Raw genomic sequence first — 26,974 nt, 5'->3', positions numbered from 1 at the left:
ATCATCCACTTCCGGAAAGCGCGCCGGCACCGGTGAGGAAGTCCAGGTGCCTGCGCAGCATTCGCTCGTTGGCCGGGGGGAACTCCACTCCCGCCACGGCCGCGGCGGCCCAGGTGCGGGAGCAGTCGAACCGCGGGTGCGGGCGGGGGCGTTCGGGCAGGGAGAAGGCGAGCGGGGCGAAGGGCCCGGCCGGGTCGGCGAGCATCCGCTCCCGCCATCGGTGGTACGGCACCACCTCGGTCGGGTGACCGGCCGAGGTGAGGGCGGCGGCGAGGGCGGCACGGGTGAGGCCGCCGTCGCCGTGGTAGTGGTGGTCCCGGCAGAGGTGGTCCGGGGCCTGTGAGAGCGCGACGATCGCCGCGGCCACCGTGTCCACGGGCACCATGTCCAGCACCTCGGCGGTCTCCGGGACGGCGCCCGCGGCGATGCATCCGGTGAGCCAGCGGCTGAACGCGGAGCGCGGGTCGGCGGCGCCGGTGGCGGTGTCGCCGACGATGGCCGCGATGCGGTGGATCGAGACGGGCAGGCCGCGGTCGCGGGCGGCGGCGGCCATGGCGTCGGCCGCCCATTTGCTGAGGTCGTAGCCGCTGGTGAGGCCGCTCGGGTCGGTGGGGGCGTCGGTCTCGGTGACGACGCGGCCGTCGTAGGCGTCGCCGAGGAAGACGCCGAGGGTGGAGATCAGGTGCAGCGGGGCGCCGCTGTCGCCGGCCAGGCGCAGGACGGCGGCGGTGGCGTCGACGTGGGCGGTTTTGAGGGCGCTGTAGGGCGCGGCGAAGTGCGGCACGGCGGCGTTGTGGTAGATCGCGTCCACGGTCGTGAGGGTGTCGTGATCCGCCGCGGACAGACCGAGTCCGGGTGCGGACAGGTCGCCGGGGACCGGGATCACGCGGTCGGCGACCGGCAGCCGGTCGATCGAGCTCCGGCGGACGAGGCAGTGGATCCGGGCGTCGGTCCGGGCCAGGAGCCGGTCGAGGAGGTGGCGGCCGAGGAAGCCGGTGGCGCCGGTGAGCAGTATCCGGCGCGGCGTGCCGGCCGGGGGGCTGCCGGGTGGGTGGACGGTACGGGGACGGATGTCGGGTGGGGGGACGGCGTCGGCGCGCAACCGGTCGACCGTGGGCAGGTCCGCCGAGGCGCCGTCGTCGACGGCTGCCGCGAACGCCGCCACGGTGGGGGCGGTGAACAGTGTGCGCATCGGCACCGTGACGCCGAGGCGGTCGCGGACGGCGGCGAGGACGTGGGCGGCGATGAGCGAGTGCCCGCCGATGGCGAAGAAGTCCGCGGTGCGGTCCAGGTCGGACTGGTCGAGCACGGCGGCCCAGATGGCGGCGACGGCTCGCTCGGTGGCGGTCCGGGGCGGGTCCGCCGGGGCGGACGGGCCGGCGGGGGGCTCGGGGAGGGCGGTGGCGTCGACCTTGCCGTTGCTCGTGGTGGGAAGGGCGTCGAGGACGACCACGGTGTCCGGCACGAGATGCGCGGGCAGGCGGTCGGCGCAGAAGGCGCGCAGGCCGGGAGCGTCCGGGACGGCGGCCCGCGAGTCGGGCGTGGTCGGATCGGGTGCGTCGCGGGTGGGCGCGGTCGGGGCCGGGGCGCCGACGTAGCCGATGAGGCGGTCGCCCCTGGCCACCACCACGGCCTCGGCGACGGCCGGGTGCGCGGCGAGCACGGCCGCCACCTCCCCCGGCTCCACCCGGTTGCCGCGGATCTTGACCTGGTCGTCGGCCCGGCCGACGAACTCGAGCGTGCCGTGCGGGTTCAGCCTCGCGAGGTCGCCGGTCCGGTACATGCGGGCGCCGGGGCGGGCGCCGTACGGGTCGGCGAGGAACGCCGCGGCGGTCGCGGCCGGGTTTCCCCGGTACCCCCGGGCGGGCGCCGTCCCTCCGATGTAGACCTCGCCGACCACGCCGACGGGCACCCGGCGCAGGGCCCGGTCGAGGAGGTGGACGCGGACGTTCGGCAGCGGGCGGCCGATCGGCAGTCGGGTGGGGTGCTCGCTGCCGTCGACGGTGCGATGGCTGGTCGCGCAGACGGTGGCTTCCGTCGGGCCGTAGTGGTTGTGGAGGGGGATGCCGTGCTTCGCCCACGCGCGGACGGTCGCCGCCGGGACGATGTCGCCGCCGACCATCATGATCTCCAGCGGGAGGCGTTCCCCGGCGAGATCGGCCACCCAGCGCTGCCAGAGGGGGGCCGCCGTGTCCACCGCGGACAGCCGGTGCTCGACGCACAGCTTCAGGAGGTCCGGTCCGGTGAGACTGCCCGGGTCGGGGTGGATGACCAGGGTGGCCCCGGCCGCGAGGACCGGGAAGATGTCGCCGAACGCGGCGTCGAAGTGCGGGGGCGGGACCATGAGAAGGCGGTGCGCGGCGGTGAGGCCGTGTTCGGCGATGAACGCGGTGGTGAGGTTGAGGAGAGTGTCGTGCTGTACTTCGACGCCCTTGGGCTCGCCGGTGGAGCCGGAGGTGTGGACGACATAGGCGAGCTGGGACGGATGGACGGGCGTGGGTTCGTGGTCGCCGGTGGCGGGGAGGTCGTCGCGGGTCAGGACGGTCCTCGCCCCGCCGGCGGTGATCAGGGCGCGTTGGCGGGAGGGCGGCTGGGCGGGGTCGATGGGCACGAAGCATCCGCCCGCCTTGAGCACGCCGAGGATCGCGACGATCGCGTCCGCGCTGGACGGGATGGCGATCGCGACCGGGTCCTCGCTCCGGACGCCGGCCTCGCGCAGCCGGCGGGCGACGGCTGAGGATCCGCGGTCCAGGTCGCGGTAGGTGAGGGGCGCGGCGGCGAGGTCGAGGACGGCGGTGGCGTCGGGGGTCTCGGCGGCGCGGGCCGCGATCAGGTCCACGACGGTCGTGGCGGCCGGTCGGGTGCGGACGGCCGGGCCGGTGGACGTCGTGTCCGGTCCACCGGTGGAGGCCGGCCCGGTCCGGGTGTCGAGAGCGGTGTGGACGGCGCTGTCGGCCGGGGACAGCAGGTCCAGGTGGGACAGCGGAAGACCGGGGTGGCGGACGAGGGCCTCCATGACCGCCGGCACCTGATCGGCGATCCTGGCGATGGTGTCCGCCTCGTACCGGTCGGTGCGGTAGTCGATGAGCGCGCGCCAGTCGCCCTCGCGTTCCCTGATGTGGAGGGTGAGGTCGAAACGGCTGGTGGCGCGGTCGATCGGCACCGGAGCGGCAGTCAGACCGGTGAAGGCGACGGGGGCCGTCTCGCGGTTGAGGACCAGCATCGTCCGGAACAGGGGGTGGTCCTCCCGCGAGGCGGGGACCGTGGCGAGGATGTCGGCCAGGGAGACGTCGGCGTGGTCCATCGCGTCGGCCACCACCCCGGTGGCGTCGGCGAGCAGATCGCGCGGGGTGGCTCGACGGTTCGTGCGGAGCCGGAGCGGGAGGGTCGTGACGAACATGCCGATCACGTCGTCCCATCCGGCCGGGCGGGTGCTGACCGGGGCGCCGACGACGAGGTCGTCACCCCCGTCCCGGGTGGCGGAGACGATGGCGAAGACGGCGAGGAGACCGGCGAAGGTGGTGGCCCGCTCATCCCGGCACCAGGCGGCGAAGCGGCGGGCGAGCCCGGCCGGGACGGTGAACCGGTGGGTGGCGCCGGGGGCGGCGCCCGCGCGGCGGGACCGAGCCGGGCCCGGGCCGGATTCCGGGTGCGGCGATCCGCCCGGCGGGGTGGTGGGGGCCGTGCCGTACGGGTGGTCCGGCGCGGGTCCGGAGGCGGGCGGGGCGTCGCGGAGCGTCTCGGTCCAGAACGCGGTGGTTCGCTGCCGTGGGACCACGGCTGCCGGAGCGGGGACCGGCAGTCCCACGGCTGCCGGAGCGGAGACCGGCAGGCCCACGGCTGCCGGCGCGAGGACCGGCAGTCCCACGGCTGCCGGAGCGGAGACCGGCAGTCCCGGTGCGCCGGTCCGGGTGCCGAGCGCGGCCCTCGGCCCCTGGGCAGCCGCGGCGCCGGACAGGGGCGGGGAGATCGGATCCGCCGCGGTCAGGTTCGTCAGCAGGATCGATATCGATGTGTCGTCGCAGATGATGTGGTGAGCGGTGATCGTCAGGAGATGGGTCGTGGGGGCGGTTCTGATCAGATGGGCTCGCACCAACGGGCGCCGGGTCAGGTCGAAGGGGTGGTCGGCGTCCCGGGCGGCGAGACGCTGGGCCTCCGGCCACGGGTCCGGGTGGGCGCTCAGGTCGGTGGTGCGCCAGGCCCTCGCCGACAGCGCGTCCGTGTAGGGCTCCGCGCTCAGCCTCGGGGTGTCGTCCTGGACGACGATCGCCGAACGCAGGGCGGGATGGGCGGCCAGGGTACGGGCGAACCTGGCGCGCAGGTCCGCCTCGTCGAGCGCGCCCTCCAACCGGAACGCGGCGTGCACGACGTAGGCGCCGTCGTCCTGGCCCGCCTGGTGGGTGATCCACAGTCCGTGCTGCGGGCCGGACAGCCGTCCCGGCGGAGCGGGCACCGCCGCCGAGACGTCCGGTCCGTCCGAGATGTTCCGGATCTCCTGGATCTCCGCTGCGTCGGGACCGCCCCGGCCCGCGTCGATCGCGGCGGCCAGGGCGGCGACGGTGGGGTTGGCGAACAGGGTTCTGATCGTCACCTCCACGCCGACCGACGCCTGGATCTTGGCGACGGCCTTCACCGCCGCCAGGGAATGGCCGCCGGACAGGAAGAAGTCGTCGTCGCGGTTCACCGGGCGGGAAAGCAGACGCGCGAAGATCTCCGCGATCGCGGTCTCCGGACCCGGGTGCGGATCGGGGGCGGCGGCGTCCTCCGCCGGCGGGGGCAGGGCGCGTACGTTCAGCTTTCCGGAGCTGGTCAACGGGAACGCGTCCACGGACACCATCGCCGACGGCACCAGGTAGGCGGGGAGGACACGGCTCAGCCGCTCCCGCACCCTCGGCCAGCGGGGCTGCCCGGCGGCCGGGATCACATAGGCCACCAGGCGGTCGCCGTCACCGGCCACGCGGGCGTCGGAGACCTCCGGGTCCGCCCGCAGCGCCGCCTCCACCTCGGCCGGTTCCACCCGGTGACCACGCACCTTGAGCTGCGCGTCCACCCGCCCGACGAACTCCAGGACGCCGCCCGGCCGGCGCCGCGCCAGGTCGCCCGTCGCGTACATGCGCGCGCCGGGGACCGGCGAGAACGGGTCGGCGACGAACCTCGTCGCCGTCCGGCCGGGCGCGCCGAGATAGCCGCGCGCCAGCGGGAAACCGCCCAGGTACACCTCGCCGACCACGTCGTCCTCAACGGGTCGCAGGCCCGGGTTCAGCAGACGCACGGCCACGCCGTCGAGCGGGTCGCCGATGCCGAACCGGCTGCCTCGGCGCACCCGCTCGGCGGTCGACCAGATCGTCGTCTCGGTCGGGCCGTACGTGTTCCACAGCTCGGCGCCGCCCAGCGACCCGGCCAGCTCCGGCGTCAGCACCTCCCCGATCGACACCCGGACCCGCACGCACTCCGGTACGCCCCCGGCCGCCACCAGCACCGCCCACACCGACGGGGTGACCTGGACGACCGTGACCGCCTCGGCCGTCAGACGCCGCGCCAGCGCGGGACCGTCCACGACGATCTCCGGCGGTATCGCCGCCACCCGGGCGCCCACCGTCAGCGGCCCCACCAGTTCCCACACCGAGATGTCGAACGCCGGGGAGATCATGGCCGCCACCACGTCCCCGGCGCCCAGCCCCACCAGCGCCGTCGACCGGGCCAGCATCCCGGCCAGCGCGCGGTGCGGCACGCCCACCGCCTTCGGGCGGCCGGTCGACCCGGACGTGTGGAGCACGTACGCCAGTGACTCGGGGGCGATTCCGGGATCGACGCGCTCGAACTCCTCCGGCAGGTCCGGGATCTCGGTCAGCACGACGCGGGCGGCCCCGGTGACGGCCCGGCGCCTCGGCTCGGGCCACAACGGTTCCACCGGCACGTACACCGCGCCCGCCCGCCAGATGCCGAGGACGGCCACCACCAGGTCCGTGCCGCGCGGCAGGTCCACCGCGACCCACGCCTCCGGCCCGGCGCCCTTCGCCCGCAGCACCGAGGCCAGCGCCGCCGAACGGCGCTCCAGCTCGGCGTAGGACAGCTCGCCCACGGCGAGGCCGTCCGCGCCGAACCGGATCATCTCCAGCACGGTCGACGGCGCCGGAGCACCGGCCGGCCCGGCCGCCGACGCGGCCACCGCCGAAGCAGTCCTTGCCGACAACGCCGTCAACGCCGACAACTGGCCGTCGGGGTCGGCGCACGCACGGTCCAGCAGGGCCAGCAGCCGTCCGGCGAAACCGTCGACCGTCGCACCGTCGAACAGGTCCGTGTCGTGCTGGGTGACCACCGCCATCTCCGCGCCGCCGGACTCCACCATCACGGTGAGGTCGACGTCGGCCGTGCCCGTGTCCGGCAGCATCCGCTCGGCCCGCACGCCGGGGAGCACCACCTCGGGCGGGTCCTGCATCACGAGGTGCGCCTGGCACAGCGGCGCGTGGCTCGGGTCGCGGGAGGCGCCGACCGCCTCGACGATCCGGTCGAACGGGACCTCCGCGCCGCCCAGTCCCGCCGCGACCGCGCGGCGGGTCCTGGCCACCAGCTCGCGGAAGGTCGGATCGCCGTCGATCCCCACCCGCAACGGCACCGGATTCACGAACATCCCGACGACGCCGGCGAACTCCGGCCCCGGCCGCCCGGACCACAGGGTGGCGACCACCACGTCGTCCTGGCCCGCCGTCGTGCCCAGCGTGGCGGCGTACGCGGCCTGCAGCACGACGAACCGGGTGGCGCGCGTGGCGCGGGCGAGCGCGTCGACCCGCGCGGTGAGACCCTCGGGGACGGCGTGGCGGCGCAGCTCCCCCCGGAAGGCGCGCATCCTCGGGCGGGGCCGGTCGGTGGGCAGGGTGAGCAGGTCCGGCGCACCGTCCAGCTCGGACGCCCGGCGGGACGGGTCGTGGTCGACGGCGTCCGGCGGCGTTCCGGGATCCGGCAGCGGCCGGGCCGGGTCGGCGTACAGGGCGCTGATCTCCTCGCACAGCACCGACAGTGACGTACCGTCGACGACCGCGTGATGGGTGTTGATCACCAGTACGTGGTCGGTGGGCGTGATCCGGCCGAGCCGGATCCGGAACAACGGCCCGGTGCGCAGGTCGAACGGCTCCCGTGCGGCCTGCGCGGCGAACGCCTCCGCGTCGGCGTCTCTGACCGCGTCCGCGTCCGCGTCCGCGTGCACGTGCGGCACCGTCCGCACCTCGACGTCCGCGGCGCCCACCGGGCCCACCCGTCCGACCGGCTCGCCGTCGACCTCGTCGAAGGCGGTGCGCAGCACCGGGTGCCGGGCCGCCACCAGGTCCGCCGCGCGCCGGAGCGCGTCCACCGACACGGGGCCGGTCAGCCGGAACACCGCCGGGTTGTTGTGCAGGGGTGCGCCGTCGGCGAACGCCTCCAGGAACCACAGTCGCCGGGCCCCGGGCGGGAGCGGGACCGTCATCGGTACGCTCCCCGGTCTCCGAACCGGCGCCGGTACGCCGCCAGATGCTCCGGGTCCGACCGCAGGAACGGCGCGTCGGCGGCCACCATGTGCCGCACCGCCAGCAACGGCAGCGGGCTGCGCAGCGGCCGGAAGTCCGCGTTCCACAGACCGGGCGCGGACGGCGGTCCCGGGTGGAACTCACCGATCATCAGGCCGCGCTCGACGAACCCGTGCTTCAGCTCCCGCTGTGTGCGGTCGATCTCCCCGGGCGTGATGTCCGGCAGCACCACCAGCACCGTCCGGAATCTGGCCTGCGGCCCCTCGCGCGGCGGCAGGTCGGGGAACCAGTCGCGGTAGGCGGTCATCACCGCCCGCAGGTCCGGCCGTCCGGGGTGTACGGCGAGGAAGAGGCCGCCCCGTTCCAGCGAGAGGGCCGTGTACGGGCAGACGTCGCCGCCCCGGCCCAGGTCGGGGTGCGGTCGGCACAGATAGGACCGCGCCCACTCCAGCACCACCTCGGCGGCGGCGGGCAGGTCCGGGTGATCCGGCTCGAACAGCGCGACGTCATCCGTCGGGTGGCTCAACATCTCCGGCTCCGCTTCCGCCGCGCCGCAGCGAGCAACGTGACTCCGCCGAGCCCGGCGAGGGCGCCGAGGAGGCGGTCCTGGCGGCGGGCCCGGGCGAGCGCGTCGCCGTACGGGAGGCTGCTGTGGCTGATCATCGCGTACAGCGTCCGCCACCCCGGTATCAGGCGGCCGAGCGCGAAGTCGATCCGCTTGCGGGCCAGGAACACCGGTGACCGCACCCGGTCGCGCAGCTCCACGAAGTTGCGCGCGGACAACTCGGCGAGCACGTCGGTGTGCGGGCGGCGGCGGGCCTCGAACGCGGCGAGCGCGTCGTCCGGGGCGTGCTCGGCGAGACACGCGTCGAGCACCGCGCAGTCCTCGAACGCGGCGTTCATCCCCTGGCCGTAGAACGGGAACACGGCGTGCGCGGCGTCGCCGACGAGGACGACGCGGTCGTGCTGCCACGGCGCGGTGCGCACCGACACCAGGCTGCCCGGCTCGTGCGCGAGGAACTGCGTGACCAGGTCCGGCACCAGATCGGTCAGGTCGCCGAACTCCTCGGCCAGGAACGCCCCGGCCCGCGCGGGGTCGCGCAGCCCCGAGAATCCGGTGTCGCCGTCGAAGGGCAGGAACACGGTGCCGGTCAGCGATCCGTCCGGGTTGGGGTGCGCCACCACCAGTCCCCGGCCGCTCGGCCATACGTGCAGCGCCTCCGGCCGGTCGACGGCCGGGATGGTGAACTCCCGGTAGCCCCAGTCCAGATGCGTCTGGTGGAACTCGGCGCGCACCCGGCGGTGCAGGTGCGCGCGCACGGTCGAGTACGCGCCGTCCGCGCCCACGACGAGATCCGCCGGGAACGTCCGGGCCGGGGTCCGCACCTCGGTGCCGGCCAGGCCGGTGACGCGGTGCCCGAACCACAGCCGTACCCGGGGCGCCGATTCGGCGGCGTCGAGCAGGGCGATGTTGAGGTCGTGGCGGCGGATCGAGTGCAGCACCTCGGTGTCGTCCGCGCCGTAGGGCTGGTAGGTGACCCGGCCGCCGTGGTGGACGATCCGTCCGCGCATGGGAACCGCTTCGGCCAGGGCGTCGTCGAGGAGGCCGATGTCGCGCAGCGCCGCCCGCCCGCGTTCGGACAGCCCGACGCTGATCGACGCGGCGTCCGGGCCTTTCGTGCCGCGCGGGTCGCCGCGCCGCTCCACCACGTCCACCCGGTGGCCCCGGCGGGCCAGCCGGATCGCCAGCATGGTGCCGGCCATGCCCGCCCCGACGATGACGATGTTCATGTCCGGCCCCCGGCCGAGTCCACCGAGTCCACCGAGTCCATCGGGTCGGTCGGGTCCATCGGGTCCGTCACGGACAGGGTTTTGGCGAGACCGGCGGGTGTGGAGGCGTCGAACACGGCGGCCACGGACGCGTCCACGGCCAGTTCGACCCGGATCCGGCTGACCAGCGCGGTGGCCATGAGCGAGGTGCCGCCGAGGGCGAAGAAGTCGTCGTCCGGCGCGACCGAATCCACCGACAGCACCTCGGCGAACAACCGGGCGAGGTCGTCGGCGAGCGCGCCCGGCGCCCGGGGCGCGGGCTCGGCGAACGCGGCCCGGTCCAGTTTTCCGTTGGGGGTCAGCGGGAAGTGCCCGACCACCTCGATCATGTCCGGGACGAGGTGGGCCGGCAGCCGCTGGGCGAGGTGCGCGCGCAGGTCCGGCACGCTCGCCCCGCGCGGCACCACGTAGCCCGCCAGGTAGGCGCCGAGCGGTCCGGAGTGGGCGACGACCGCCGCCCGCGCCACCGCCGGGTGGGCGGCGAGCGCGGCCTCCACCTCGGCCGGTTCGACCCGGTGGCCGCGGATCTTCACCTGGTCGTCGGCCCGGCCGAGGAACAGCAGATCACCGTTCGGCAGCACGCGGACCAGGTCTCCGGTGCGGAACATGCGCGACCCGGGCGGACCCCACGGATCGGCGACGAACCGCTGCGCGGTCGCCCCGGGGCAGCCCAGATAGCCGCGCGCGACCCCCGCGCCGCCGATGTACAGTTCGCCCTCGGCGGCCGGGGCGCACCTCTCGTCCAGCACCCGTAGTCCGGTGCCGGGGATCGCCGCCCCGATCGGCGTCACCGGGCCGCCGGTGAGCGGCGCGCTCATGGTGGCGCACGCGGTCGTCTCGGTCGGGCCGTAGGCGTTGATCATCCGCCGGCCGGCGGACCACCGGGCGACGAGGTCCGGGGCCGGGGCCTCCCCCGCGACGATCAGGCAGGCGACCGAAGGCAGCGCCATGTCCGGCTGGGCGGCGAGCGCGCTCGGCGGCATGCACACATGGGTGACGCCGTGCTCGGCGACGAACCGGGCGAACGGTTCGCCGGGCGGAAGGCCCTCGGGCGGCGCGAGGACGAGCGTGGCCCCGGTGAGCAGCGCCATGCACAGGTCGGCGACGGCCACGTCGAAGGCGACCGACGCGTACTGCAGCACCCGGGCGCCCGGCCGGGCGCCGAAGCGTTCCCGTTGCGCCGCGACGAGATGGGCGATCCCCGTGTGGGGAACGACCACGCCCTTGGGCTTTCCGGTCGAGCCGGAGGTGTAGATGACATAGGCGGCGCACGCCGGATCGGGATCCGTCGTCGGCGCCGTGGAGACCGGCGCGGCCTCCAGCGCCCGCAGCTCCCCCGGCGTCAGCACCAGGGCGGGACGGGCGTCGGCGAGCACGGCGGCCACCCGGTCCGGCGGTTGGGCGGGGTCGACCGGCAGGTACGCGGCTCCCGCGGCGAGCACGGCGACGACGGCCACCACCATGTCCGCGCCGCGCGAAATCGCGACGGCGACGATGTCGTCCGGCCCGACCCCGCGGTCTCGCAGCCCGCCCGCCACGGCGGAAGCGCGGGCGTCCAGCTCACCGTAGGAGAGCGTGCCGTCAGCGGCCACGACCGCGATCGACTCCGGGGCCCGAACGACCTGGCGCCGGAACATCCCCACCATCGTCTCGGCCGGTAAGGGATTCACCGTATCTAATAGCGCGTCCACTGCGGTTTCACACTCCGTCACCCACGGAAATCTATTAGGGGAACGAGGGGAACTCTGTCCCATGACGCGGATCGGTGTCAACGAGGTCGACAAGGTGCTTACCTCGGCACTGACCCGATGCACGGACTGCAATGGCAATTATGAGAACTTGCTCATGGAATTTCTGTCCCGCCGGTCTGTTCGGCGCTCTAACCTGGCCGGTATCTTGTAGCCGCTTCCCTGACACGTTACGCGCCGCCGAGCGTGACCACGCCGTGCTCGGAAATGGATTGGCCCATCTGGAGGAGTTCGGATGAGCGGGACATCGCTGGGTACGCGATCAGGGGACACGCCACCGACGTTCGTGCCGGTCGACCAGGTGACCGAGACGCGTCTCGTGCGGGTCGCCGGCTCCAGCCCCGACCACGTCAGCGCGCTCGCGCAGTGCCCGGACGACCTCCCGCCGATCCTGGTGCACCGGCCGACGATGCAGGTGATCGACGGTGTGCACCGTCTGCGCGCGGCCAAGCTGCGCGGGGACGCCACCATCGCGGCGCGGTTCGTCGACGGCACCGAGGAGGACGCGTTCCTGCTGGCCGTGAGCGCCAACGTGACCCAGGGGCTGCCGCTGACGCTGGCCGACCGCACCGCCGCCGCCGCCCGGATCCTCTCGTCGCACCCGCACCTGTCGGACCGTCTGATCGCGTCGACAGCCGGGCTGTCCGCCAAGACGGTGGCCGCGATCCGGCAGTGTTCAACCGGGGAAATGACTCAGTTGAACACCCGCCTCGGCCGCGACGGGAAAGTGCGGCCACTCGACGCCTCCCACGGGCGCACGATTGCGAGTCGGGCGATTTCGAACAATCCAGATCTTTCGTTGCGGGAGATCGCCAGAATCGCCGGAATATCGGTCGGCACCGCCCGGGATGTCCGGGAAAGAATGCGCCGCGGCGAGGATCCTATTCCGCCCCGGCATCGCCTTTCCGCGGGAAACCGCGCGGAAGACAACGCACCGGGGGACAACACCGGCGGTGAGAACGGCGCAGGCGGCACGCCTTGTGCCGAAAGAGGCCGGTTCCTGCTCTCGCTGCGCACCGATCCGTCGTTGCGGTTCTCCGAGATCGGGCGCGCGCTCCTGCGGCTGCTCGACGCCAACACTCTCGACGCCGCGCAGTGGGACCGCCTCGCCGGCGCCGTCCCCCAGCGCTGGTCACCGGTTGTCGCGGACCTCGCCATGGGCTGCGCGGCCGACTGGGCGGCGCTCGCCTGCCGGGTCCGCGGCCAGGTCCGCGTCAGCGCGTGAGTCCGGCGCGCACGCCACGGCGATCGCCGCCGCCAGCTCGACCACCGCGAACAGCGCGACCACCGGAAGCAGCGACGACGAGTCGCCGGCGATCGCGACCGCGACCAGCGGCCAGAAGCTGGAGACCGTGACGCCCACCTGATAGGTCACGGCGATCGCGGAGAACCGCACCATGGTCGGGAACAGGTCCACCAGGAACGCCGCCAGGGCGCCGTAGATCGCGCCGTGCGCGATGGTCAGCGCGGGGATGAGCACCAGGGCGACCAGCGTCGGATCACCCGAGGACAGCCAGGCGCCCGCCGGGATCATCGCCAGCACCGCGACCGCGTAGCCGAAGATCATGACCCGCCGGCGGCCGTACCGGTCGGACAGCGCGCCGAACACCGGCAGGGTCACGCACTCTCCCAGGGCCGCGATCATCAGCCAGGTCAGCACGGTCGACCGCGCCTCCGGACCGGACTTCGCCGCGTGCGCCACCAGGAACACGGTGAACATCGCGATCACCGACCCGGTGCCGAGCGAAGCGAGAATGCCGATCACCACGCGGCTCGGCCACCGCCGCAGCACCGTGATCACGGGCACCCGGTCGGGGCGGTGCTCCGCCCGGCCGCGCACGAACTCCGGTGTCTCCTCGACTCCCAGCCGGACCCAGATGCCGATGCCGACCAGCGCGATCGACGCCAGGAACGGCAGCCGCCACCCCCAGGTCAGGAAGTCCTCCTCGGGCAGCTTGGCGATCAGCACGAAGGTCAGATTGCTGCCCAGCAACGCCACCGCGAAGCCCATCGCGGGCCAGCTGCTGAAGAAGCCCCGGCGTCCGGGCGGGCCGTGTTCGGTGCTGAGCAGCACCGCGCTTCCCCATTCGCCGCCGATGCCGATGCCCTGCGCGACGCGCAACGTCACCAGCAGGACCGGCGCGAGGACGCCGGCCGTCTCATAGGTGGGCAGCAGGCCGACGCCGAACGTGGCGATGCCCATGACGAGCAGCGTCCACACCATCATCGACTTGCGGCCCACCCGGTCGCCGAAGTGACCGAAGAGCAGGCCGCCCAGCGGGCGCGCGACGAACCCGGCCGCGTAGGTGGCGAACGACGCGAGCACACCGCCGGCGGCCGACGATCCCGGGAAGAACAGCGGGCCGAACACCAGCGCGGACGCCGTCGCGTACAGGAAGAAGTCGTACCACTCGATGGCGGTGCCGATCGTGCTCGCGACCAGCACCCGGCGGACCGAACGAGGCGCCGGGGTCACCCCGGTCGTCACGCGTCCTCGTCCGAGACGAGGACCCGGCCGCCGAGCTCGTGGGGATCGGCGGCGAGGTCGTAGGCCCACACCTGTCGCCCGTCCGCCTCCCAGATCACCTTGCGCCCGTCCGCCCGCACCGCGTGCAGCGCCTTCAGGTCCGGGTACTCGTCCGAGGCGGCGGCCCGCTCCTGCGGGAAGTAGGTCTCCGAGTACGCCTCGCGGGACGGCCCCGTGCCGCTCGCGAAGAACTCGGTCAGCGAGGCGCCGTCCGAGGACCGCGGGTCCAGCCCGAGGTGGTCGAGCACCGTCGGCATGATGTCGACCAGCCGCACCTGGCTGTCCACGCTCATCCCCACCGGCACCCCGGGGCCGCTGATGACCAGCGGCACGTGCTGGGTCGCGTCGAACAGCAGGCAGCCGTGACCCTCCTCGTACGGGTGGCCGAGGTCGCCGGCGTGGTCGTTGGGGTACCACCCGGCCAGGTCCTCGCCGTGATCGGAGAAGCACACCACCAGCATCGAGTCGATGTCGTGGCCCATCTCGGCGATGCGGCGCAGCAGGAGCTGGACGTAGTGGTCGGTGTAGGCGATCTCGCCCTCGTACGGGTTCGCCACCTCGACGCCGACGTCCTCCGGCGGCTCGTACGGCCAGTGCGCGTCGAAGAAGTGCGCGAAGAGGAAGAACGGGCCGGCGCCGTCCAGCGTCTCCAGCCAGTCGGTGGCGCGCTCGACCACCAGCGGCGCGCGCTTGAGCGCCAGCCCGCGCAGCTTCACGTCGCCGACGGACAGCGGGTCCCGGCCGTCCGGCAGCAGCGGGATCTCGTCGTCGTAGAAGTCGAACCCGCGGTCGATCCCGTACCACTGGTTCAGTCCGGGGCAGGACACCACCGCGCCGGTCGTGTACCCGGCCGCCGACAGGCACTCCGCGAGCGTCGGCACCCGCTTGTCGAGCGCCTCGCGGAAGAGGTGCCTCACCCCGTGGCGGGGCGGTTGGAGCCCGGTGAAGACCGTGGCGTGGCTGACGGGCGTCAGGGGGCACGACGAGATCGCCTGCGTGAAGCTGACCCCGCTCGCGCGCAGCCGCTCCAGGCCGGGGTACTTCCCCGAATAGGCCACGTCGGCGCGCACGGTGTCCAGGGAGATGAACAGGATGTTCGGCTGTGTGGTCACCGGGATTCCTCTGTATTCCTCTGTCGACGCCAGCGGCCCCGAAGGCTAGCAACGGGCTCCCCGCGTACGACAACGGCGAACAGTGCGGAATGAACACCAGTGCCGAACAGCACTTCCCGCCAATACAGTTGCCTGGCGGATCGTCCACGACCGTGACGCGAGGGAGAATTCACATGGCGCGCAAACTGTCCCTGGCCCTGGAGCTGTATGCCGACGCGAACGGCGCCGTCGACCAGCGCTATATCGAGCAGATGCGCAACCAGGACTCCGAACCTGTGCCGACCGATCCCGCACTGCCGAGGTTCACCCTCGTCGTCGGGCCCTCGCCGTTCACCATGCCGCGCGGCTGGGAGTTCTTCCTCACCTCACCCTACGAGGGTGCGACGTACATCTCGACCGTGCTGCACAACGCCGGGTACCCGGTGCGCATCGTCGACGTCCGCTACACCCCGAACCCGCTGCAGGCGGCGTACGAGCAGATCAACGAAGGCACCGACGTGCTCGGCATCTGCACGTTCGAGGACAACTTCCCGTTCTGCCGGTCGCTGATGGCGATGGTCCGCGAGGCCCACCCGGACGTACCGATCATCTGCGGCGGCTCGCTGGTCACTTCCGTTCCGTCGGTGTTCATATCGGACACCGCCTGCGACGTCGCGGTGATCAGCGAGGGCGAGATCACCATCCTGGAGCTGATGGAGAGTTACGCCCGGGGCTCGTGGCAGCGGGATCTGCCGACCATCAAGGGCATCTGCTACCGGGACGAGAAGGGCAAGGCGCGCCGTACTCCGCCGCGCGGCCAGATGATGGATCTCGACGCGCTGCCCAGGATGCGGCTCGACCTGTGGCCGCAGTCGCGGTCGCCGCTCGGCATGCAGCCGCAGGTGATCTCGTCCTACAGCCGGGGCTGCAAGATGGACTGCTCCTTCTGTTACCGCACCACCCCGCAGGTGCGGGCGAAGTCGCCGGAGAAGATGGACCGCGATCTCGACTGGCTGAAAACCCAGTACGGCGTGGATTTCTGCTTCTTCGTCGACCTCACGTTCAGCTCGCACCGCGGCCAGACCATCGAGATGTGCGACGTGATCTCCCAGCACGATCTGCGGTGGACCTGTCTGACCCGGTGCGCCGACATGGACGTACCGCGCATCGACGCGATGCGGGACGCGGGTGCGGACATCATCCTGTACGGCGTCGAGTCGCTGGGCCGCGAGGTGCTGCGCGAGGCCCGCAAGGGCAGCAGCGAGAATCTGACCGTCCGCGCGATGCGCACCACGTTCGAGGGCGGCGTGCGGTTCGGCTCGCTGCTCATCGTCGGTCTGCCGAACGAGACCGAGGAGTCCCTGTCGGACATGGTGCAGTTCGCCGAGCAGTACAACCATGTGACGCGGGTGAAGTACCTGTCGGCCATGCCCGGCACGACCGTGTACCAGGACGCGGTGCGGAACAAGCTGATCCGTACCGAGATCGACCACCTGAACTGGCTCTCGGTCGAACAGGCGCTGCACGAGGACGAGTTCCTGAACGTGAGCGGGCTGCCCGAGCAGGTCTGCCGCGACGCGTACAAGCGGGTGTACGACGCCTATCAGCCCGGCCCGGTGATGGACTTCCAGCACTGGCCGGAGCACTTCCAGTACTTCCACCCGCAGCCGGCCGACGGCACCGAGCGGTCGACGTCGTACGCCGGGACGGGCTGGCGCGCGGACTGGAGTTCGGCCGCCGCGCCGCTGGTGCCCGGTTCCGAACTGTACACATTGGACAAGGTGGCCGACCCGGAGGTGGCCGCGGTCGGGAGCACCCTGATGGACTGCGGCGCGAAGAAGCTCTCGGTCGGGGTCTGACCGGTGTCCCCTCAGGACGGCCCGATCCTGATCATCGGGACCGAGCGCTCCGGGTCGAACCTGCTGCGGCTGGTGCTCGACGCGCACTCGCGGATCGCGGTCCCGCACCCGCCGCACTTCATGCGGTATCTGTCCGGCATCCCGTACGACGGCGATGTCGACGCGATGACGGGCGACGCGCTGCGGTTGCTGCGCGACCACATCCACCCGTGGCCGCACGTGATCGACCGGGCCGCGGTGACCGCGGCGGCCGGCCCGTCGCTCTTCGGGGTGGTGTCGGCGATCTACGACCAGTACCGCGTCGCGGAGGGCGCGGCCCGGTGGGGGTGCAAGAGCACGTTCATGGTCGAGCACGTCGACGAGGTGCTCGCCGAACTCCCGGACGCGCGGTTCCTGTGGCTGGTGCGCGATCCCCGCGATGTGGCCGCGTCGGCGAAGCGGGCCGTGTTCGGCTACTGCCACCCGTACCGCATGGCACTGCGGTGGCAGGCCGAGCAGCAGCTCGCCCGCGCGGCCCTGGAGCGGTGGGGGCCGAGCGTGGTGCACCTGGTGCGGTACGAGGACCTGGTGTCCGCGCCGGACCGGGAGATCCGGGCGATCTGCGACTTCGTCGGTGAGGCGGTCGAGCCCGCGATGCTGGCGCACCACCTCGGCGGCAGCGCCCGGGTGACCGCGTCGCTGTCGGCGTCCTGGCGCACGGCGGGCGAACCGATCACCACGGCCCGGATCGGCGCCCACCGGCGGGGGCTGTCCGACCGGGAGCGACGGCAGGTGGAGAGCGTGACCGCGCCGGCGATGGAGACGCTCGGCTACCCGTACGACGCGGCCTCGCGGGCCGAGCCGGCTCCCGGTCCGCTCGGCGTCGCGCTGCGCGGGTTCGCGGTGCGGCTGGCGGTGGAGGCGCGATCGCTGCGCACCGACCGCAATCACTTCCGGCGCTGGCGGCGCGACGCCACCGTCCGCCGGCTGCGCCGCCGCGCGACGCCGGGCCGCGCCCTGGTTCCGGCAGGAGAGAGCAGATGAACGACACGGGAAACGTCCGCACGCACTTCGCCGACCGCGCGAGCACCTACGACCGGTCCAGTTCATGGTGCACCGACGACGCGCTGGGCGAGCTGATGCTGTCCGCGGCCGCGCCCCGGCCCGGCGACGCGGTCCTGGACGTGGCGTGCGGCACCGGGCTGGTGTCCAGGCTGTTCGCCGGGCGGGCAGGACGGCTGGTCGGCGTGGACATCACGCCGGAGATGGCCGAACAGGCACGCGACACGCTCGACGAACTGGTGATCGCCCCGGCGGAGAAGCTGCCGTTCGACGACGGCACCTTCGACATCGTGGTGTGCCGTCAGGGGATCCAGTTCATGACGCTGCCGGACGCGGTGCGGGAGATGGCGCGGGTGACCCGGCCGGGCGGGCGGATCGTGCTGACCCACCTGTGCGCCTACGGGGACGACGACCGCGACGAGTACTTCGAGATCCTGCGGCTGCGCAACCCGGCCCGGCGGCACTTCTTCCGGCCCGGCGACGTCGAGGCCCTGCTCGCCGGCGCGGGGTGCGACCCGGTGCGGTCCCAGCGGTACGTGTCGGTGGAGGACGTGGACGTGTGGTCGGACAACGGCGCGATCGGCGACGACGCGCGGGAGGCCATCCGGGACCGCTACGGGAGGGCGTCGCCCGCCTTCCGCGCACGGCACGCGGTGTCCGAGACGGACGGGCGGATCACCGACCACATGCTGTTCGTCGTCGCCTCGGGAACGAGGGTCTGACATGGAACCGGACCAGTCCCTCGCCGACGGCGTGCGGGCCGCTTTCCTCGCCGAGGCGGCCACCGCGGCGCGGTACACCTACTTCGCACGGGTCGCCGAGATCGAGGGTCACACCGAGGCGGCCCGGGTGTTCGGCGAGCTGGCCGAGAGTGTGGTCTGCGCCGCCCACGGGCATCTGGATGTGCTGCGCGACCTGCTGGGCGGCGACGATCCGGGCACCGGACACGCGCTCGGCGACACCCGCCGCAACCTCGCCGCGGCGATCAGCGGCGACCTCGGAGAGGCCACCGAACGCTACCCGGGCCTGGCGGCGCGGGCGCACACGGACGGCGTGGCCGATCTGGCGAGCTGGCTGGAGACCCTGTGCACATTGAAGAAGACGCACGTGGACCGGCTGGAGCAGGCCCTCACCGGGCTGACCGAGCCGCGGTTCGCCGGGAACGGAGCGCCATGACCACGGACTACACCGCCGAGGCGATCACCCTCTACTCCGGGCTGGAGGCGGTACGCCGCAACCCCTCGATGTACGTCGGGTCGACCGGCCCGGACGGCGCCCACCACCTGGTGCTCGAACTGGTCGACAACGCCGTGGACGAGGCCGCCGCCGGGCACTGCGGCGCGATCTCGGTGGAGCTGCACGCCGACGGCTCCTGCTCGGTCACCGACGACGGCCGGGGCATCCCCACCGACCCGCACCCGGAGGCCGGGATCCCGGCCTGCGAGCTGGTGCTCACCACGCTGCACTCGGGGGGAAAGTTCGACCACTCCTCGTACGCGACCTCGGCCGGGCTGCACGGCGTCGGCCTGGCCTGCGTGAACGCGTTGTCGGAGTGGCTGCGGCTGGATGTGTGGCGCGACGGCGCGCACCACGGCGAGTCGTTCGCCCGAGGCGCGGTCGAGACCCCGCTCAAGCGGGTCGGCGACAGCGAGCGCCGGGGCACCCGGGTGTGGTTCCGCCCGGACCCGGAGATCTTCTCCTCCTGCGTGCTCGACGCGGACCTGGTGCACGCCCGGCTGCTCGACATCGCGTACCTGCACCCGGGCCTGCGGGTCGATCTCACCGACCACCGCACCGGGCGGCACGAGTCGCTGTGCGAGACGACCGGGGTGCGGGGCCTGCTCGCGTACCGCGCCCGCGACGCCGAGAAGGTGCACGCCGAGCCGGCCGCCGTCGCCTGGTCCGGGGACGGGTTGGTGATCGACGCCGCCGTCCAGTGGACCGAGGGGTACGCGGAGCAGATCTTCAGCTACGTCAACACCATCCGCACCGACCTGGGCGGGTCGCATGTGGACGCCCTGCGCGGCGCGCTGGCCGGGGTGGTGGCCGAGCACCTCGGCCCGGCCGCGGACAAGATGACCGTGGTCGACATCCTGGAGGGCCTGACCGCGGTGATCGCGATCCGGATCCCGGACGCGCGGTTCGACGGCCAGACCAAACGCACCCTGCGCAACGAAGACGCGGGCGCCCGCGTGTTCGACGTCGTCACCGAGCAGGCGCGGCAGGCGCTGGCGGCCGACCCGGAGCTGGCCCGCCGTATCGCCGAACGGGCCGTGGACGCGAGCCGGGCCCGGCTCGCCGCGCGGCTGGCCGGGCGGACGGCCCGCTCCCGGACCCGGGCCGTCGAGGTCGACTACGCCGTCTACCAGCGGCAGTTCGGGATCCGCTCGAAGGACTGGCACGACTCGTGCGCCTGGCTCACCGACGAGGACCTGCTCGGCAAGCACGCGGAGCTGTGCGCGGTGCCGCCGGACGCGCGGATGCTGGACGTGTGCTGCGGCAGCGGCGTCGTCGGCGGCGCCTTCCGCGGCCGGGTCGGCGAGATGGTCGGGCTGGACCTCACCCCGGAGATGGCCGCGCTCGCCGCCGCCCGGCTGGACGTCGTACACCAGGGCACCGTCTACGACCTGCCGTTCCCCGACGCCAGTTTCGACCTCGTGGTCACCCGCGAGGTGCTGCATCTGCTGCCCCAGCCGGAGCGGCCGGTGTCGGAGATCTTCCGTGTGCTGCGGCCGGGCGGGCAGTTCATCGTCGGGCAGATCGTGCCGTACGCGGACGTGGACGCGTTCTGGATGTTCCGCGTGTTCAAGAAGAAGCAGCCGCTGCTGTACCAGATGTTCCGCGAGGAGGACTTCCGGGCGTTGCTCACCGGCGGCGGATTCACCGACGTGCGGATGGAGGAGTACTTCCTGTGGGAGTCGATCGACCGGTGGATCGACACCCACGAGACGACGCCGGCGAACCGGCAGGAGATCTACCGCCTCTACTACGACGCGCCGCGCGAGGTGCGCGCCGTCCATCCGTTCGAGGTGTTGCCGGACGGCTCGGTGCGCGACCGGTGGCGGTGGTGTGTGTACTCGGTGCGGAAGCCCGACCATGCCTAGCCGCACCGTGGACAGCCCGGTCGCCGAGGTCGTGCGCGGGCTGGAGGTGCTGCGGCCGCTGCGGGGCACGCCGGTGCCGCACTTCCGCGCGAAGGTGCGCGATCTCGTCGTCGTCGCGTCGAGTTCGCGGGGCGGGTCGAGCATGCTCGCCGAGCTGCTGCGGTCCTCGCCGCACCTGCTGCACCTGCGCGGCGAGCTGAATCCGCTGCTGCGGCTGGTCGGCCTCGACCACCCGCACAGCGGCACCGGATCCGATGTGCTGGACGCGTCGCACTGGCACGGGCTCCCGCCTCGGTCCCGGGCGTTGTTCGAGGCGGAGCTGGCGCTGGACGCGGGCTCTCCCGGCGCCGGCGTGGAGAATCTGGCGGTGGACGCGGCGTGGCGGCTGGTCGTGCAGTGGCCGGGTCTGGGCCTCGACCCCGTCGACCTGGTGCGGACCGCCGAGGCGGTACTGGACCGCGATCTCCCCCGGTTCGCGCGGGCGCTGATCGGCATGGCCGGCGTGAACCCGTGGTACTACGACCTTCCCGGGCAGTCGCCGGGACCACGGCCGGCCGGGCCGCCCGGTGACGTGCTGCTCGAAGAGCCGCCCTTCGTCCTCCCCCGCCCGTGGCGGCCCGCGAACGAACACGATCTCGCCACCAAGCCACTGGTGATCAAGACGCCGGGCAACGCCTACCGGCTCGGCTTCCTGCGGGCGGCGTTCCCCAACGCGCGCCTGCGGGTGCTGCACCTGACCAGGAACCCGGCCGCCTCGATCAACGGCCTGGTCGACGGGTGGCTCCACCACGGGTTCCACGCGTACCGGCTGGACGAGCCGCTGCGCATCGCGGGATACGCCGATGTGCGGCCGGCCGACCGGCACTGGTGGAAGTTCGACCTGCCGCCCCGCTGGTCCGCGTACACCGCCGCCGCCCTGCCCCGGGTCTGCGCCCACCAGTGGTCGTCGAGTCACCGTGCGGTGCTCGCGCACGGGGCGGATCACACGGTGCGATTCGAGGAGCTGATCAGCGGTCCGCACGCCCGAGGGGACGCCGTCGAGGGGATCGCGGACTGGCTGGGGATCCCCTTCGACGGGCCGCTGAAGCGGGCCGCGACCGACGGCATCGCCGCCACCGTGACCACCGCCGCACCCCGCCCCGGCCGGTGGCGGGCGCGGGAGGAGGAGATCCGGTCCGCCCTGAGCGCCGACGTGCTCGCGATGGCAGAGAGGCTCGGCTATGACCGTGACGACCACTGGATCTGAGCCGAGCACCCACGGCGGCCCGGGGTGGGTCCCCCGGACGGCGTCGCACGTGGACGAAGTCGCGGCCGGGGATGTGTGGGCGCCGTGCGGGTACCGGTCGGAGACGGCCGCGCTGCGGTCGGTGCTGCTGGTCCGCCCGCCGGACAGCGTCGCCGCGGTACGGCGGCCGGGGGCCTCGCTGATGCTCGGGCCGGTGGATCTCCCGGCGATGCGGGCGCAGTGCGAGGCGCTGGCGGAGCGCCTGCGGGACAACGGGGTCGAGGTGCATATGACGTCCCCCGCGACGACGCCGAACGCGGTGTTCGCGCGGGACCTGTTCTGGATGACCCCGGCCGGGGCGGTGCTGGCGCGGATGGCGTCGGCGCAGCGGGCCGGCGAGGAACGGCACGCCGCGCTCGCGCTGGCCGAGGCCGGGTTCCCGATCCTGCGCACGGTGTCCGGCACCGCCGTGTTCGAGGGCGCCGACGCGCTGTGGATCGACCCGTCGACGGTGATCGTCGGTACCGGGTTCCGCACGAACGCGGCCGGCGCGGCCGAGGTCGCCTCGGCGGTCGCGGGACTGGGGGCGCGGGTGGTGACGGTGCCGCTGGCTCCGGGCGTGCAGCATCTGCTGGGGACGGTGATGTTCCTCGACTCGTCCACCGCCGTCGTCCACCGGGCGGCGAGCCCACCGGAGTTGACGGCGCTGCTCGCCGAGTACGGCTATCGGGTGATCGCGCTGCCGCCGGACGAGGAACTGCTGGTGGGGCGCGGGATGAATCTGCTGGTGCTCGCGCCGGGGCGGGTGCTGATGCCCGCGGGCTGTCCGGGAATCCGGCGGACGCTGGAGCGGGCGGGCGTGGCCGTCGACGAGATCGACGTCGGCGAGTACCTGCGGGCGGCCGGCGGGATCGGCTGTGTGACCGGGGTGGTGCGCCGTGAGCGCTGAGAGCCGGTCACTCGGCCGATCGCTGGGCCGGGTACACCGTGGGGTCGTCCAGCGGCAGCTTCAGCCAGGAGATCATCTGCCGGAGCTGGTGGTACGCCGCGAGCCGCTGCTCGTCGGAATCGGCCTCCTCCGCGGCCGCGATCGGCTCCCACAGACGCGGCACCATCACCGGCCCGAGTTCGAGGAGGCCGCCGCTGCCGCCGGTGGCCCATTTCGCCAGCACGTACCGGACGATCGCGCCGACCGGGATGTCCAGGTTCCGAGACATGCCGCGCACGGTCTCCAGCGGATCGAGGAGCCCGTAGTCGACCACCTCCGCCTTGAAGTTGGCATGCGGGTCGTCCGCCGGCCAGCACCGCTCCCACTGGCGAAGCCGAACCGCCGGCGTACCGGTCGCGTCGTAGGCCAGGTCATCCATGTCGCCATCCATACCGCCAGCCTAAGGGCGGCACCGAGCTTGTCCGACCGGGCAAGGATGAACACCGATTTCAGGAAAGGAGAACCAGTGAACGAGAACCTTCGTGAGGAGCAAGTCTCACTCGTTCCGACCGACTCCGGCGCCGCGATCAGCGGCGCCGCCACGGCCGACGACGAGGCGATCCGTCAGCAGTTGCGCAGCCTCGGCTACCGCATCTGACCGAACCGCCCCGGCCCTCCCGCACGGGCGGGCCGGGGCGACCCGGTGAAAGAGGACGAGCAGGCCCGCCACGCACTCGCCGAGGCCGTGGCGGTCGGTACGCGGCCGCGGCCGGGCGCCTCGGGCGGCCGGCACGGGTCGTCCGCCCCGGCGTCCCCATCGTTCCGGCCACGCCGGTGATCCGACCGGCGTTCGCCTCGGCGTACGGTCCCTTCGCGTCGCGCCGCACGCACGCCTCCAGCGGCCGTCCACCCGCGCTTCCGGGTGGCCGATCCCTGCCGCCGCGCGGGCGGCGCGCGCTTCGTCGCCCCCCTGCCCGGCGGGGCGCGACCACCGGCACCGGCACGACGACGCCGTGCCGGGCCGCGTCGTTCCCGGCGCGCCGGTGTTCTCGCCCTGCGCCCCGGCCCGCCGGACGTTCTCGCTCCGGTCGTGTGCGCCGGAATCCGCGTCCGGGGAACGGGCCGCGTCGCGGAACATCCCCGTCCAGCACCCGCGCCGGCCCGGGCGGCCCCGTGCCGGAGCCGCGGCTGCCGCGGACCCGCACGGGCCGGGCAGAGCCGTGCATCGGTCCTCCCGCCACGCGGACGTCCCGGTGCCCCGGCGCCCCTTTCGTCGGTGGTCAGCGTGCTGGAGGGCGAGAGTGTTCACCACCCGGCGGCGCGTTGTAGGGTGCGGCGACTGGGAGGCGGCATGGCTGAGACGACCAACCCGTTCGACGACGAGAACGGAGTGTTCTGGGTGCTGCGCAACGACGAGGACCAGCACTCGCTGTGGCCGGAGTTCGCTCCGGTGCCCGCCGGGTGGCAGGTGGTGCACGGCCCGGACGGCCGGGCCGCGTGCCTGGCCCACGTCGAGGAGAACTGGACCGACCTGCGTCCGGCCTCCCTGCGCCGCGCCCTGGACGACTCGACCGGGTGAGCTGCCGGACGGATACCCGGCCCTCACCGTGACGGCGGCGGTCGACCGCTTCGTCACCCGCATCGCACTCCACGTCCGCCCGCCGCCGAGGACTCCTCGGCGGTGAGCGTGCGCCGCGCTGATTTCCGCGGTGGTACGTCGGAGCCAGTTGGACAACCACATTTCACACGGTGCACGGCGTTCGATCGCCCGCGGGAACCCGGCGGCCTGGCGGCATAGGGGCAGAACAGTGATTCAGTCCACACTTCCGTTACCTCGACGACGACGTTCACGGGAAAAGCGCGGGCGCGCGCTGATCGTGCAGCAGGGCGCCTGGGACATGCCCAAGGAATCGATGCCGCTCGCCGCCGGATATCTGACAGCCGCGGCACAGGCCGATCCTGTGGTGGGGCCCGAGTTCGACGTGGGAATACAGAACTTCCGCGGTGGAGCGTCGCTCGGCTCGATGGCGCGCACGATCTTCTCCGGGGTGGTGCCGGACGTGCTGGCGTTCTCGGTCTTCGGCTGGAACTTCGACCAGTTCGGCGCGCTCGCCGAGACCTACAAGTCGGTGCGCCCGGACGGCTGGGTCGTCTTCGGCGGAACGCACGTCGCCCACCAGGCGGAACGCGTCTTCCGGCGCTTCCCCGAGGTCGACGTCGTCGCCAACGGCGAGGGCGAGTTCACCTTCCGCGACCTGCTGCTCGCCGTCCTCGAGGAGAAGTCGCCGCACGACCTCGCGCAGGTGCCGGGAATCTCCTACCGCGACGAGGAAGGCACGGTCCACACCACTGCCGAGGCGCCGCGCATCAACGACCTGGACACCATTCCGTCGCCGTTTCTCACCGGGGCCATCCCGCTGCTCGACCACAACGGCCGGTTCCCCTACGACGTCGCGCTGATGGAGACCAACCGCGGCTGTCCGTACAAGTGCTCGTTCTGTTACTGGGGCGGCGCGGTCGGCCAGAAGATGCGCGACTTCTCCCGCGAGCGGCTGCGCGCGGAACTCGACCTCTTCGGCTATCACCAGATTCCGACGGTGGTGTTGTGCGACTCGAACTTCGGCATGCGACAGCCGGACGCGGAGTTCGTCGAGGATCTCGTCAGGACGCGCGAGAAATACGGGTTCCCGCAGTCGTTGGAGACGTCGTGGGCGAAGAACAAGTCCAAGACGTTCCACAACATCATCCGCCGGATGAAGGCCGAGGGGTTCAAGAGCTCGTTCACCGTGGCGCTCCAGACGCTGGACGACACGGCGTTGCGCGACATGGGCAGAAGCAACATGCGGCTCAACGAGTGGAAGGACTTGGCGGCATGGCTCGCGGCGGAGGGGCTCGACGCCTACGCCGAGCTGATCTGGGGCGCGCCGGGCGAGACGGTCGACTCCTTTCTGACGGGCTACGACCGGCTGTCCGAGCATGTGTCCCGCATCGCCGTCTATCCGCTGTTGCTGCTCCCCAACACGAGCTACACGGAGAACCGCCAGGAGCACGGCTTCGTCACCGTGCGCGGCGACAACGACGACTTCGAGTACGTTCTCGCCAACCGCACCGTCACGGTCGCGGAGAACACGAAGATGCAGCGGTTCATGTTCTGGGCCCGGATGATGAGCGAGAACATGTACTTCCGGCACATCTGGGCCCCGCTGCGGGAGTTCGCCGGGCTCACCCAGAGCGCCGTGCTGCTGATCCTGTCGGACTGGTTCCAGGACTCGGCCGATCCCGCCGTCGCCGAACTTCTGGGCCACGGACGCGAGTTCACCGACTCCGGCCTGGTCGTCGAGTCGCTGCACAAGCTCTACGCCGACCCGCGGCTCGCGCCGGTCTTCCAGCGGTGGTGGGACGAGGCGATCCTGCCGAAGGCGCCCGGGCGGTACAGGCCGCTGCTGAACGAAATATTCCGCTACGACAACGCGACCCGTCCGATCTACTCCGGAGCGGGCGCCGAGGACGCCGAGCTGCGCAGCATCGACGGCCTGCCGCACTACGTCCGCGGCGGTCTGCGGTTCCAGTACCCGATGCCGCACGTCCTCGACGCCATCCGCGCGAACCGGCCGTTCGACGACGAGCCCTCGCCGGTCGAACTGACGCTCGCGTATCGCGTCGGGTTCGACGACTACCTCGACAACCACGAACTCGCGACCTACTACGCCGGCCGTTGCCTCGAGATCCGGGAGCTGACGGCACAGCGCACGAGCACCTCGTACGGCGACGCGTCCACCGGCTGACCCCGCCGCCGCGTACTCCCGCCCTATCCGGCGGGGGACGCCGCGAGTCGGGGTGCGGTGTACGGCGGGTCAGGGCCGAACACGTCGTACGCCTGTTTCGGGCAGGTCCGGATGGTGCGGGTGGCCGGTGGACTCGACGACCGGCTGCGGGCCGTCGTTCCAGCACGGGACGAGACCGGAAGGGGAGCGGCCCCCGGGGCCCGCTCCCCCGCGACCGCCGAGCGGACCACCGTGCACCACCGCTTCACCGGCGCCGGCGAGGTCCGAAGGAACGTCACACGGGCAGCCGCACGTCCAGCGCCGCAGCGACGGATCCCGATGGCTCAAATCTTTC

Annotated in this window: 18 protein-coding genes and 1 pseudogene; 11 read left to right on the top strand and 8 right to left on the bottom strand. The window is 72.8% G+C overall.

Annotation, left to right across the window (positions count from 1 at the left end; translation table 11 throughout):
* Nucleotide 1 precedes the first annotated feature (1 nt).
* Genes ACF089_RS06790 through ACF089_RS06775 form a run of 4 tightly spaced genes read right to left on the bottom strand, consistent with a single transcriptional unit; the run spans nucleotide 2 to nucleotide 10,978 of the window.
* The gene (locus tag ACF089_RS06790; protein WP_392022784.1) at nucleotides 2-7,462 is read right to left on the bottom strand and encodes an amino acid adenylation domain-containing protein; all 7,461 of its coding nucleotides are present in this window, start codon (nucleotides 7,460-7,462) and stop codon (nucleotides 2-4) included.
* Entirely contained in the window at nucleotides 7,459-8,031 is a 573-nt protein-coding gene (locus ACF089_RS06785; RefSeq protein ID WP_392022781.1) for a DUF6875 domain-containing protein, read from the bottom strand. Before ACF089_RS06785 ends, ACF089_RS06790 begins: the two co-directional genes overlap by 4 nt.
* Nucleotides 8,025-9,293, bottom strand: coding sequence for an FAD-dependent oxidoreductase (locus ACF089_RS06780; RefSeq protein ID WP_392022779.1), 1,269 nt, complete (start codon nucleotides 9,291-9,293; stop codon nucleotides 8,025-8,027). Before ACF089_RS06780 ends, ACF089_RS06785 begins: the two co-directional genes overlap by 7 nt.
* On the bottom strand, nucleotides 9,290-10,978 hold the full coding sequence (locus ACF089_RS06775; RefSeq protein WP_392023413.1) for a non-ribosomal peptide synthetase: 1,689 nt from the start codon (nucleotides 10,976-10,978) through the stop codon (nucleotides 9,290-9,292). The genes ACF089_RS06780 and ACF089_RS06775 overlap by 4 nt, the downstream gene beginning before the upstream one ends.
* Nucleotides 10,979-11,315: 337 nt before the next feature.
* On the opposite strand from ACF089_RS06775, the gene ACF089_RS06770 reads away from it, so the two are divergent.
* Complete coding sequence (locus ACF089_RS06770) at nucleotides 11,316-12,305, top strand: ParB N-terminal domain-containing protein (protein ID WP_392022776.1); 990 nt, start codon at nucleotides 11,316-11,318, stop codon at nucleotides 12,303-12,305.
* On the opposite strand, the gene ACF089_RS06765 is transcribed toward ACF089_RS06770, so the two are convergent.
* A complete protein-coding gene (locus tag ACF089_RS06765; RefSeq protein WP_392022773.1) occupies nucleotides 12,213-13,568 on the bottom strand; it encodes an MFS transporter in 1,356 nt (451 codons plus the stop codon). The two genes, ACF089_RS06770 and ACF089_RS06765, sit on opposite strands and share 93 nt — an antisense overlap.
* A complete protein-coding gene (locus ACF089_RS06760; protein ID WP_392022770.1) occupies nucleotides 13,565-14,719 on the bottom strand; it encodes a sulfatase in 1,155 nt (384 codons plus the stop codon). The genes ACF089_RS06765 and ACF089_RS06760 overlap by 4 nt, the downstream gene beginning before the upstream one ends.
* Before the next feature lie 173 nt (nucleotides 14,720-14,892).
* Between ACF089_RS06760 and ACF089_RS06755 the strand changes: the two genes are divergently transcribed.
* From ACF089_RS06755 to ACF089_RS06725, 7 genes are read left to right on the top strand one after another with little or no spacing between them, the layout of a single operon-like run.
* Complete coding sequence (locus ACF089_RS06755; RefSeq protein ID WP_392022767.1) at nucleotides 14,893-16,557, top strand: B12-binding domain-containing radical SAM protein; 1,665 nt, start codon at nucleotides 14,893-14,895, stop codon at nucleotides 16,555-16,557.
* Nucleotides 16,558-16,560: 3 nt separating this feature from the next.
* Entirely contained in the window at nucleotides 16,561-17,580 is a 1,020-nt protein-coding gene (locus ACF089_RS06750; protein WP_392022765.1) for a sulfotransferase family protein, read from the top strand.
* On the top strand, nucleotides 17,577-18,320 hold the full coding sequence (locus ACF089_RS06745) for a class I SAM-dependent methyltransferase (protein ID WP_392022762.1): 744 nt from the start codon (nucleotides 17,577-17,579) through the stop codon (nucleotides 18,318-18,320). Before ACF089_RS06750 ends, ACF089_RS06745 begins: the two co-directional genes overlap by 4 nt.
* A 1-nt stretch (nucleotide 18,321) precedes the next feature.
* Entirely contained in the window at nucleotides 18,322-18,774 is a 453-nt protein-coding gene (locus ACF089_RS06740) for a rubrerythrin family protein (protein WP_392022759.1), read from the top strand.
* A complete protein-coding gene (locus ACF089_RS06735) occupies nucleotides 18,771-20,702 on the top strand; it encodes a methyltransferase domain-containing protein (RefSeq protein WP_392022756.1) in 1,932 nt (643 codons plus the stop codon). Before ACF089_RS06740 ends, ACF089_RS06735 begins: the two co-directional genes overlap by 4 nt.
* Nucleotides 20,695-21,948, top strand: coding sequence for a sulfotransferase (locus ACF089_RS06730; RefSeq protein WP_392022753.1), 1,254 nt, complete (start codon nucleotides 20,695-20,697; stop codon nucleotides 21,946-21,948). Before ACF089_RS06735 ends, ACF089_RS06730 begins: the two co-directional genes overlap by 8 nt.
* Before the next feature lie 49 nt (nucleotides 21,949-21,997).
* Nucleotides 21,998-22,876 carry a dimethylarginine dimethylaminohydrolase family protein gene (locus tag ACF089_RS06725; RefSeq protein WP_392022750.1) on the top strand — a complete coding sequence of 293 codons (879 nt, stop codon included), beginning with the start codon at nucleotides 21,998-22,000 and terminating at the stop codon, nucleotides 22,874-22,876.
* 7 nt (nucleotides 22,877-22,883) lie between these two features.
* Here ACF089_RS06725 and ACF089_RS06720 read toward each other — a convergent pair whose 3' ends face one another.
* Complete coding sequence (locus ACF089_RS06720; RefSeq protein ID WP_392022747.1) at nucleotides 22,884-23,306, bottom strand: DUF6027 family protein; 423 nt, start codon at nucleotides 23,304-23,306, stop codon at nucleotides 22,884-22,886.
* 75 nt (nucleotides 23,307-23,381) lie between these two features.
* Between ACF089_RS06720 and ACF089_RS06715 the strand changes: the two genes are divergently transcribed.
* The gene (locus ACF089_RS06715) at nucleotides 23,382-23,513 is read left to right on the top strand and encodes a hypothetical protein (protein WP_392022744.1); all 132 of its coding nucleotides are present in this window, start codon (nucleotides 23,382-23,384) and stop codon (nucleotides 23,511-23,513) included.
* 172 nt (nucleotides 23,514-23,685) lie between these two features.
* On the opposite strand, the pseudogene ACF089_RS06710 reads toward ACF089_RS06715, so the two are convergent.
* Nucleotides 23,686-24,081, bottom strand: a pseudogene (locus ACF089_RS06710) (hypothetical protein); the annotation flags it as partial.
* A 125-nt stretch (nucleotides 24,082-24,206) separates the two neighbouring features.
* On the opposite strand from ACF089_RS06710, the gene ACF089_RS06705 reads away from it, so the two are divergent.
* Together ACF089_RS06705 and ACF089_RS06700 are read left to right on the top strand one after the other, a co-directional pair.
* Nucleotides 24,207-24,434, top strand: a complete 228-nt coding sequence (locus ACF089_RS06705; RefSeq protein ID WP_392022742.1) for an MbtH family protein — start codon at nucleotides 24,207-24,209, stop codon at nucleotides 24,432-24,434.
* Between the two features lie 298 nt (nucleotides 24,435-24,732).
* On the top strand, nucleotides 24,733-26,640 hold the full coding sequence (locus tag ACF089_RS06700; protein ID WP_392022740.1) for a KedN5 family methylcobalamin-dependent radical SAM C-methyltransferase: 1,908 nt from the start codon (nucleotides 24,733-24,735) through the stop codon (nucleotides 26,638-26,640).
* The last annotated feature ends 334 nt before the right edge of the window (nucleotides 26,641-26,974 follow it).

Origin of the sequence: Streptomyces sp. NPDC014894 (assembly GCF_043080985.1) — a bacterium.
GTDB lineage: Bacteria > Actinomycetota > Actinomycetes > Streptomycetales > Streptomycetaceae > Streptomyces.
Note: the sequence above shows the minus strand (reverse complement) of the source record. Positions and strands in the feature narration are given on the sequence as shown.